Consider the following 8,970-nt stretch of genomic DNA (forward strand, 5'->3'; position numbering starts at 1 on the left):
CACCTCGAACGCCACCTGGTTGACCGCCTCGGGGATCACCGGATTGACCTTGCCGGGCATGATCGAGCTGCCGGGCTGGCGCGGCGGCAGGTTGATCTCGTTGAAGCCGGCACGCGGGCCGCTGGAGAGCAGGCGCAGGTCGTTGCAGATCTTGGAGAGCTTCACCGCCAGGCGCTTGAGCATGCCGGAGAAGAGCACGAAGGCGCCCATGTCGGAGGTGGCCTCGATCAGATCCTTGGCCGGCACCAGCGGCTGACCGCTGATGGCGCCGAGACGCTCCACCGCCAGACGCTGGTAGCGCGGGTCGGAGTTGATCCCGGTGCCGATGGCGGTGCCGCCCAGGTTGACCTCGCACAGCAGGCGCGGAATCTGCGCCTCCAGGTGACCCAGATCCTCGCCCAGGGTGGTGGCGAAGGCGTTGAACTCCTGGCCCAGCGTCATCGGCACCGCATCCTGCAGCTGGGTGCGGCCCATCTTCAACACGCTGGCGAAGGCCTCGCCCTTGTCGGCCATCGCATCGCGCAGGCGCGCCAGGCTGGTCAGCAGGTCGTCGTGGCCGAGCAGCAGGCCGAGGCGAATCGCCGTCGGATAGGCGTCGTTGGTCGACTGCGCCATGTTGACGTGGTTGTTGGGGTGCAGGTGCGCGTAGTCGCCCTTGGCGTGGCCGAGATGTTCGAGTGCCAGATTGGCGATCACCTCGTTGGCGTTCATGTTGGTCGAGGTGCCGGCCCCGCCCTGGATCATGTCGACCACGAACTGATCGTGGTGCTCGCCCGCGACCAGCGCCTGACAGCCGTGGCGGATCGCCTCCAGCCGGGTGGCGTCCAGGTAGCCCAGCTCATGATTGGCCTCCGCCGCGGCCTGCTTGACCATGGCCAGCGCGATCACCAGCTTGGGGTAGTGCGCCAGGGGTACGCCGCTGAGGTGGAAGTTCTCCACCGCGCGCTGGGTCTGGATGCCGTAGTAGGCGCTCCGGGGCACGGGCATCACGCCCAGCAGGTCCTTCTCTTCACGGGTGGGGATCGCGTCGGCGTCGGTACCGAGATCCGGTGTTGCCATCATGGTGGGTATCGTCTTCGCAGCGGAATGGGAAGGCCGCACCGCCCATTGCGACGCGACCCGTGGCGCTACGTTATCGCTGATGTGAAGCGCTTCCCAATGCCGTTGCGTGGTGGTGCATGCGCCGGCGGTATGGCTGGGAACGGCACGACAGCGGCGAGGAAAGGTAGGTGCACCTTCCAAGGCGCCCCTTCCAAGGCGCAGTGGGCTCGCGCGAGTGGAGAGATGTCGTCCGCGACGCGCATGTGCCGGTAGAGCGCCTCGCTCTGGAAGCGCAGCGCCGGCCCGCGGGGGATCATGCGAATCCGCTACCAGAGGGTGTAGCCGCCATCCACCACGACGATGGAGCCGGTCATGAAGCTCGAGGCGTTGCTGGCCATGTAGACGATGGTGGGGCCGAGTTCTTCAGGAGTAGCGGCGCGCTGCATGGGCGCGTCGTCGATCCAGCGCGGCTTGAAGCGGGGATCGTCGACCGGCGCCATCGCGGTCTTGACGTAGCCGGGGGCCAGCGCGTTGACGCGGATGCCGTAGGGCGCCCATTCGGCGGCCAGCGACTTGGTCAGCTGGTGCACGGCGGCCTTGGAGGCGTTGTAGGCGGGCTGCATCTGTGGGCGGTTGACGATCATCGCCGAGATCGAGCCGATGTTGATGATCACGCCGCCACGCGACTGCATCCGCCGGCCGGCGGCCTGGGCGCAGTACCACAGCCCGTGGACGTTGATGTCGAAGATGTCGCGCCAGCGTTCGGGGGTGACCTCCAGTGCCGGCGCATGCTGGCAGGCGCCGGCGTTGTTGAGGAAGATATCGACCGGGCCGAGGCCGGCCTCGACCTCGTCGAGCAGGGCGTCCGCCGCCTCGGGTTGGGTAATGTCGACCTCCACCGCCATGGCGCGGTGCCCGGCATCCTCCAGGGCCTTGACCACCTCGAGGCTGCGGGCGTGTCCGCGGGCGGCGATGGCGATCTTCGCGCCAGCCTCGGCCAGGGCGTGGGCGAACGCCTCGCCGAGCCCGCCGTTGCCACCGGTGACCACGGCGACCTTGCCGCTCAGGTCGAACTGCGACATCACGTTCATGCTGGTCTCCTCCCTCTGCTGCAGTGTGAAATCGCCTGCCGGCGCGTCATTTCACGGCGCCCATGGTCAGCCCCTGGACCAGCCAGCGCTTGACCAGCAGCCCGGCGATCGCCATCGGGCAGACCACGATGGTGCCGATCGCCAGCAGCTTGCCCCAGTCGATACCGGTCTGGGTCAGCAGCTGTGCCGCGGCGATGGGGATGGTCTGGGTGCTAGGCCCGGAAAAGGTCTGGGCGAAGGCGTAATCGTTCCAGGCGAAGATGAAGCACAGGATGGCGGTGGTCACCAGCCCGGGGGTCATCAGCGGCAGCACCACGTAGCGGAACGCCTGGAACTTGGTGGCACCGTCGATCATCGCCGCCTCTTCCAGGTCGGGCGGCAGGTCGTCGAAGAAGGCGGTCATCAGCCAGATGGCGAAGGGCAGGTTGAAGCTCAGGTAGGCGACGATCAGGCCGACGTGGGTATCCAGCAGGTAGAGATAGCGGAACAGCAGGTACAGCGGCACGATCACCGCCGCGATCGGCGCCATGCGGGTGCTGATGATCCAGAACGCCAGGTGCTGCTTGCCCTTGATCCGGATCCGCGACAGCCCGAAACCCGCCATGCAGCCGAGCACCACGGCGATCAGCGTCGAGGCCCCGGCGATCAACAAGCTGTTCATCAGGTAGGGCCAGAGGCTGTTACCGCCGCTGAACAGCGAGGCGTAGTGCTCCAGGGTGGGCGTGAAGAAGACCCGTGGCGTGTTGGCCGTGATGACACTGTTCGGCTTGAACGAGGAGAGCACCATCCACACGATCGGCACCAGCGTCCACAGCAGCAGTAGCGTCAGCAGGACGATCTTGACGGTGAGTGAGACCCAGCGCTTGGGAGCGGTCATGAGCGCTTCTCCTGGCGTTTGAGCAGCTTCATGAACGCATTGGCGACCAGGATCGAGAACGCCAGCATGGTGATGCCCACGGCGGCGGCATAGCCCAGGTCGAAGAAGCGGAAGGCGATGTCGTAGAGCCGGATGGGGATGATCTTGGTGGAGTCCGCCGGCCCCCCGTTGGTGGTGATGAAGATGATCGCGAAGAAACGGATCGCATCCATGGCGCGGATCAGCAGTGCCACCAGCAGGATGTTGGAGATCGACGGCAGGATGATGTAGAGCAATTTCTGGCCATACTTGGCGCCGTCCATCTCGGCCGCTTCCAGGATATCCTCGGGGACCGAGGCGAGCCCGGCGAGCACGATCAGCGCCACCAGCGGGGTCCACTCCCAGACGTCCATGAGGATGACCGCGACCATGGCGGGGCCGACGCTGCCGAGGATATTGCCGTCGAACAGGCCGGTTTCATTGAGCAGCCAGGCATACAGGCCGTGGCTGGGGTCGAGCATGAAGCGCCCGAGCAGCCCGACGATCACCGGGGCGATGAACATCAGGATCAACAGCAGCGAAATGATGATGTTGCTGCCCCGCGTCAAGCTGTAGACCAGCAGCGCCATCACCGTGCCGAGGACCATCTCCAGGCCCACCGTGGCCAGGAAGTAGAACAGGCTGATCAGCCAGCTGGAGCGGATGTCCGGGTCCGTGAACACCCGCTGCCAGTTATCGAGACCCGAGAACTCGAAGGTCAGCCCGCCCATCAGGCTGACGTCGTTGAAACTCATCCAGATGATCGAGAAGAACGGGACCAGCGTGATCAGGGCGAGCAGGAGAAGGGCTGGCGACATCATCGCCAGCTCGAATCCCTGTCGTCGCGCCGAGGGTTTTCCGGTCAGCAGCGCCATGCCTCACGCCCCCACGATGCGGTCGATGCGCTGCTTGGCGCTCTGCATGGTTTCCTCGGGGGACATCTGCCCCGCCAGCATCTTGGAGAGTTCGGTGAAGATCACCGTGTCGACCTCGTTCCACTGGGGAATCTTGGGCCGCAGGCCGATGTAACCCTCCTGCCAGGCGGTCAGCATGGTGTCCGCCGTGAGCATGTTGGGCATGTCGGTGGGCGGGGTGCTGGCGGCCTTGACCTCCGGCATGTCGTAGACCGACTGGCGGGTCGGGGTACCGCCGCCGACCTGGCTCTTCAGGCCCATCAGCTGGGTCTGCGGCGAGGTTGCCCAGACCAGGAACAGCCAGGCCGCTTTCTGCTTCTCGGGCGAGGCGTTGGCATTGATGCCGATGCCCGTGCCGCCCCACAGGTTGGCGCTGCGCGCCGGGCCCTTGGGCAGCGGGGCGTAGCCGACCTTGCCCTTCAGGTCCGAACCTTCCAGCGAGCCGGCGAATTCGTGCCACTCCGGCATCATCGCGAACTCGCCGTTCTGGAAGGCGTTGGCGACACCGGTCCAGTCCCAACTGGTGCTGCCGGGGTGGGCGACCTTGAGCAGCTTCTGGTAGAAGCGCGCCGCTTCCAGCGAGGCGTCGCTGGTCAACTGGCAGGCGCCGGGGGAGTCGGTGCCGAGCAGGCCGACCTGCTCGCCGTTGGCGAAGTAGCTGCCGCCGTAGGCGAACAGCACATTGGAGAAGTCGCACATCAGCGAGTCGTACTGCTGGGCCTGATGGCCGGTGCCGTACTTGACCTCGCTGGCGTTGCCGTTACTGAACCACGCGGCGATCTGGTAGTACTGCTCCCAGGTCGTGCTGTCCGACGGCATGGGATCGAAGCCGAGATCCTGCTGCATCTGGTCGTGGTATTTCTCGAACAGGTCGCGGCGGTAGATCCAGATCATCGTCGGGCAGTCGTAGGGCAGGGTATAGAGGCTTTCCTCGTCCTCGAAGCGGCCGGCGGCGGCCAGCTGCGAGGGGATGAAATCCTCGATGCCCTTGGGCACGACCGGCTGCTGGTCGTCGTTGATGAAGGTGTTGAGATCCACCAGGCCGCGGTGATAGGGCGCGAGCACCTGGTAGGGGTCGGCATAGATCACGTCGAAGGCGCTGCGGCCAGCGCCGAAGTCCAGCGCGACCTTCTGCACCAGGGCGCCCAGCTGCATCTCGGTGATGTTGACGGTGATGCCGGTGAGCTCCTGGAACGACGCCAGGTTGGCGGCGATCGCCGTGGTCGGCGGGGTGTTCTCGGAGATGAACTGAATGGTGGTGCCGCTGGCCTGCTTCCAGGCCTCGTCGCTGGCCATGCCCTGGGCCAGGGCCGTACGCAGCGATCCCGCCCCCATCAACGACAGGCCGGCGAGTCCCCCCATTCCTTTCAGTATGTCGCGACGCTTGAACTGGGTCATTGTTGTTCACCTCTTGGTGGGTTCAGGTCCAGTGTGCTTCCTGGGCTGGCGAGGTCAGGCGTCAAGCGTGATCTGCAGCTTGACGTCATCGGGTCGCGCGCTCGCGGCGCGTTCGAACGCGGCGATGCTCTGCTCGAAATCGAAGGTCTCGCTGATCAGCGGCTTGAGATCGACCTTGCCCGAGGCGATCAGGCCGATCGCCCGGTCGTAGACGTTGGCGTAGCGGAACACCGTCTCGATGCGCAGCTCCTTGGCCTGGGCCGAGACGATGTCGAAGGTGACCGGCTCGACGGGCATGCCGACCAGCACAACCGCGCCGGCGGGCCGGGCGCAGGCCAGCACGTCGTCGTAGACCCTGGGGCTGCCGCTGGCCTCGAACACCACGTCGGCGCCCCAGTCCTCGCCGCAGCGCTTGTCGACGGCTTCCCGCAGAGACTCACGCGAGACGTTGACGGGGGTGATGCCGGCGTAGCGGGCCGCGATCGCCAGTTTCTCCTCGACCAGATCGGAGACCAGCACCTCGCTGGCGCCCCCTGCCAGCGCGGCCAGGGCGACCATCAGGCCGATCGGCCCGGCGCCGGTGACGACGCAGACATCGCCCGGTTGCATTCGCGCCTTGACCACCGCCTGCATGCCGATGGCGAACGGCTCGATCATCGCCCCCTCGGCGAAGGAGACCGAATCGGGCAGCGCGAAGGTGAAGGCTGCCGGGTGGATGACTTCCGGGGTCAGGCAGCCGTGCACCGGCGGCGTGGCCCAGAAGCGTACGCTGGGGTCGACGTTGTAGACGCCCAGCCTGGCGGCACGCGAGGTGAGATCGGGAATGCCGGGTTCCATGCACACCCGCTCGCCTACCCGCAGGTGGCTGACGTTGCCGCCGACCTCGGTGACCACACCGGACGCTTCATGGCCGAGCACCATCGGCTCGCGGACCACGAAGGGGCCGATCCGGCCATGGGTGTAGTAGTGGACGTCGCTGCCGCATATCCCGACGGTGTGTATGCGGACGCGAACATCGTCGGGCCCGAGTCGGTCCGGCAGGTCGATCTCGCGTAGCGACAGCTCGCGTTGCTTTTCCAGCACCAGGGCTCTGGCTTTCATGGCGCGTTTCCCGGGAGATATTGACATGGGTCGAGAGTCGGTCGATAGGCGACCACACCCTCGCTATCGGCGTGGCAATGAACCTACGCCTCGCGCCGGAAAAGCGGCTAGGCTGTAATTTTCGAGACAATGATACTTTTTTGCAGACCTTATCGAATCAGGTGACAAACTATTGTTTTTTATCGCTATTTAGGGGGCGACAAAAAAATGTCCTACCAATCCAATAGGCTTGGCAGGACCAAAGTCTACCTTGATACCAAGGTATAAAAGTCCACTGTTTCGCTCTGTTTCAGGATATATAGTGGCTCTGGAAAGGAGGACCAGTGCAGGCATTTTTCAGGCAGAGCGTAGACCTCATCCAGGCCTGATAGAAAGAGGCTCCGATAACTCATGATCGCTGCGCAGCTCAACGATACTCGTCTTGGTGCGCCTGTCTTCGAAAGCGTCACCCAGGATCCGAAGTTCAGCTTCTACTGGCACTGCCATGATTTTCCCGCGCCCATCGCCCGCTGGAATTATCACCCAGAGTACGAGTTGCATCTCATCCGTTACTCGGAGGGGCATGCGTTCGTGGGCGATTACATTGGCCGCTTCGGGCCCGGCAACCTGGTACTGGTGGGGCCGAACATTCCGCACGCCTGGTTCAGCGACCCCGACGAGGCACGGCCGGTCATCGAGGGGCGCGATGTCGTGCTGCAGTTCAAGGGCGAATGGCTGGAGCACATGATGGAGCTCTGCCCGGAGCTCAACTGCCTGTCGACGCTGATCGAGGACTCGGCTCTGGGTGTGGAGTTCGAAGGGGAGGAAGCGGCACGCTGCGGCGAGTTGCTGGTCACCATGGGCGAGCAGGACAACGCCGGCAGGCTGTTGACCATGCTGACCATCCTCCGCAGCCTCTCGCAGTGCGGGTACCACACCCTGGCCGGCCGCGGGTACGGCCTGGATGCCAGGAGTACCTCTTCCGAGCAGGTCGATGCCGTACTGCGCTATATCCACGACCATTTCCACGAAGAGCTGCGCATGTCGAGGCTGGCCGAGCGGTACGGCATGACTCCCTCCACGTTTTCGCGCTTCTTCAAGCACGCCACCGGCGACACCTTCGTGGCTTTCCTCAGGCGTATTCGCATAGGACACGCCTGCCGGCTGCTGCTGGAGGGTGAACACTCCGTTGCCGATATCTGCTTCCAGGTCGGCTACAACAATCTCTCCAATTTCAATCGCCACTTCCGCGAGCAGAAGGGCATGACGCCGCGCCAATACCAACAGCAGACGGCCGATCTGGAACGGCATGTCACGATCTATCCCCTACCGTGAAAAACGGGGAAACTCGGTACATGAATGGGAAAAGCTCTCCTTGCCGAGGCGTCTTTGAGCTCCCCCTCTCCTGAAGTCGACATCACTACCCTCTCGCGACCATTGGCGTAGAACCATCCCGGTCCTGGCCGTGATCGGCTACCCTTGCGTCCTCGGCTTGCCGCCGTGAAGCAATATCTTTCGATCTCCAAGGATGGCTCTCTTGTCGACTTCCGCGATGCCCCGCCGGGGCGTTCTGACTCTCGTGGCGCTGCTGCTGGTGGCGCTCAACCTTCGTCCGGCGCTGACCAGCGTGTCGCCGGTGCTCGGCAGCATCGCCGAGGCGCTGGCGCTCTCCCCCAGCTGGCAGGGCATCCTGACCACCCTGCCGGTGCTGTTCCTGGGCCTGGCGGCACCGCTGGCGCCGCGGCTGGTGCGTCGCATCGGGCCGGAGCGCAGCGTGTTCGCCGCACTTGTGGTGCTGGCGGTGGCGCTGCTGGCGCGGCCCTATATCGGCACGCCGGGATTGTTTCTGGGAACGGCTATCGCCGGGAGCTGTATCGGGGTCATCGGGGTGTTGCTGCCGGGCATCGTCAAGCGCGACTTTCCCCGCCGCGTCAGCATCATGACCGGCCTCTACACCGTGGCGCTCAATCTCGGCGCTTCCGCTGCCGCAGGTACCACCGAGCCGCTGCGTCAGCTGCTCGGTAGTGGCTGGCAGGACGCTGCACAAGGTATCTCGCACGGCGCCTGGCAGGGTGCGCTGGCGTTCTGGCTGCTGCCGGCGGTGATCGCCGCGCTGTTGTGGCTGCCACAGCTCAAGGGCACCAAGCCCGTTCGCGTGCCCGTCCGTCGCGGTGCGCGCCTGCGTCACGACCCGCTGGCGTGGCAGGTGTCGCTGTTCATGGGGTTGCAGTCGTCGCTGGCGTACATCGTGTTCGGCTGGCTGCCGACGATCCTGCAGGATCGCGGGCTGGCGGCGGTCACCGCGGGGCTGGCGCTGTCGGTCTCGATCCTGCTGCAGGTGATCACGGCGATCCTGGCGCCGTGGATCGGCAGCCGCATGCGGGACCAGCGGGCGGTACTGGTCGGGGTGATGGCGCTCACCCTGGTCGGGCTGCTGGGCTGTCTCTACGCCCCGATCGGCAGCATATGGCTGTGGATCGTGGTGCTGGGTCTGGGCCAGGGCGGCACCTTCAGCATGGCGTTGACCCTGCTGGCGCTGCGCGCGCCGGAT

The 8,970-nt window shown here is 65.2% G+C and carries 8 protein-coding genes; 2 read left to right on the top strand and 6 right to left on the bottom strand.

Features of this window, described 5'->3' with window-relative positions; translation table 11 throughout:
• From Q0602_RS01380 to Q0602_RS01405, 6 genes are all read right to left on the bottom strand, one after another.
• Positions 1-1,062: aspartate ammonia-lyase (locus Q0602_RS01380; RefSeq protein WP_367276900.1), on the bottom strand; the 1,062-nt coding region annotated here is incomplete at its 3' end.
• A gap of 305 nt (positions 1,063-1,367) precedes the next feature.
• Positions 1,368-2,132 (bottom strand): SDR family oxidoreductase, encoded by a 765-nt coding sequence (locus Q0602_RS01385; protein ID WP_298837781.1) that lies wholly within the window; start codon positions 2,130-2,132, stop codon positions 1,368-1,370.
• A gap of 46 nt (positions 2,133-2,178) precedes the next feature.
• Entirely contained in the window at positions 2,179-3,009 is an 831-nt protein-coding gene (locus tag Q0602_RS01390; RefSeq protein ID WP_298837783.1) for a carbohydrate ABC transporter permease, read from the bottom strand.
• Complete coding sequence (locus tag Q0602_RS01395; RefSeq protein WP_298837786.1) at positions 3,006-3,902, bottom strand: carbohydrate ABC transporter permease; 897 nt, start codon at positions 3,900-3,902, stop codon at positions 3,006-3,008. The genes Q0602_RS01390 and Q0602_RS01395 overlap by 4 nt, the downstream gene beginning before the upstream one ends.
• Before the next feature lie 3 nt (positions 3,903-3,905).
• The gene (locus Q0602_RS01400; RefSeq protein ID WP_298837788.1) at positions 3,906-5,339 is read right to left on the bottom strand and encodes a sugar ABC transporter substrate-binding protein; all 1,434 of its coding nucleotides are present in this window, start codon (positions 5,337-5,339) and stop codon (positions 3,906-3,908) included.
• Between the two features lie 54 nt (positions 5,340-5,393).
• Complete coding sequence (locus Q0602_RS01405; RefSeq protein ID WP_298837790.1) at positions 5,394-6,440, bottom strand: NAD(P)-dependent alcohol dehydrogenase; 1,047 nt, start codon at positions 6,438-6,440, stop codon at positions 5,394-5,396.
• Between the two features lie 390 nt (positions 6,441-6,830).
• On the opposite strand from Q0602_RS01405, the gene Q0602_RS01410 reads away from it, so the two are divergent.
• Together Q0602_RS01410 and Q0602_RS01415 are read left to right on the top strand one after the other, a co-directional pair.
• A complete protein-coding gene (locus Q0602_RS01410) occupies positions 6,831-7,754 on the top strand; it encodes an AraC family transcriptional regulator (RefSeq protein ID WP_298837792.1) in 924 nt (307 codons plus the stop codon).
• Between the two features lie 193 nt (positions 7,755-7,947).
• Positions 7,948-8,970 (top strand): MFS transporter (locus Q0602_RS01415; protein ID WP_298837795.1); only part of this gene is annotated, 1,023 nt, incomplete at its 3' end.

This window comes from uncultured Salinicola sp. (assembly GCF_937921195.1).
GTDB lineage: Bacteria > Pseudomonadota > Gammaproteobacteria > Pseudomonadales > Halomonadaceae > Salinicola.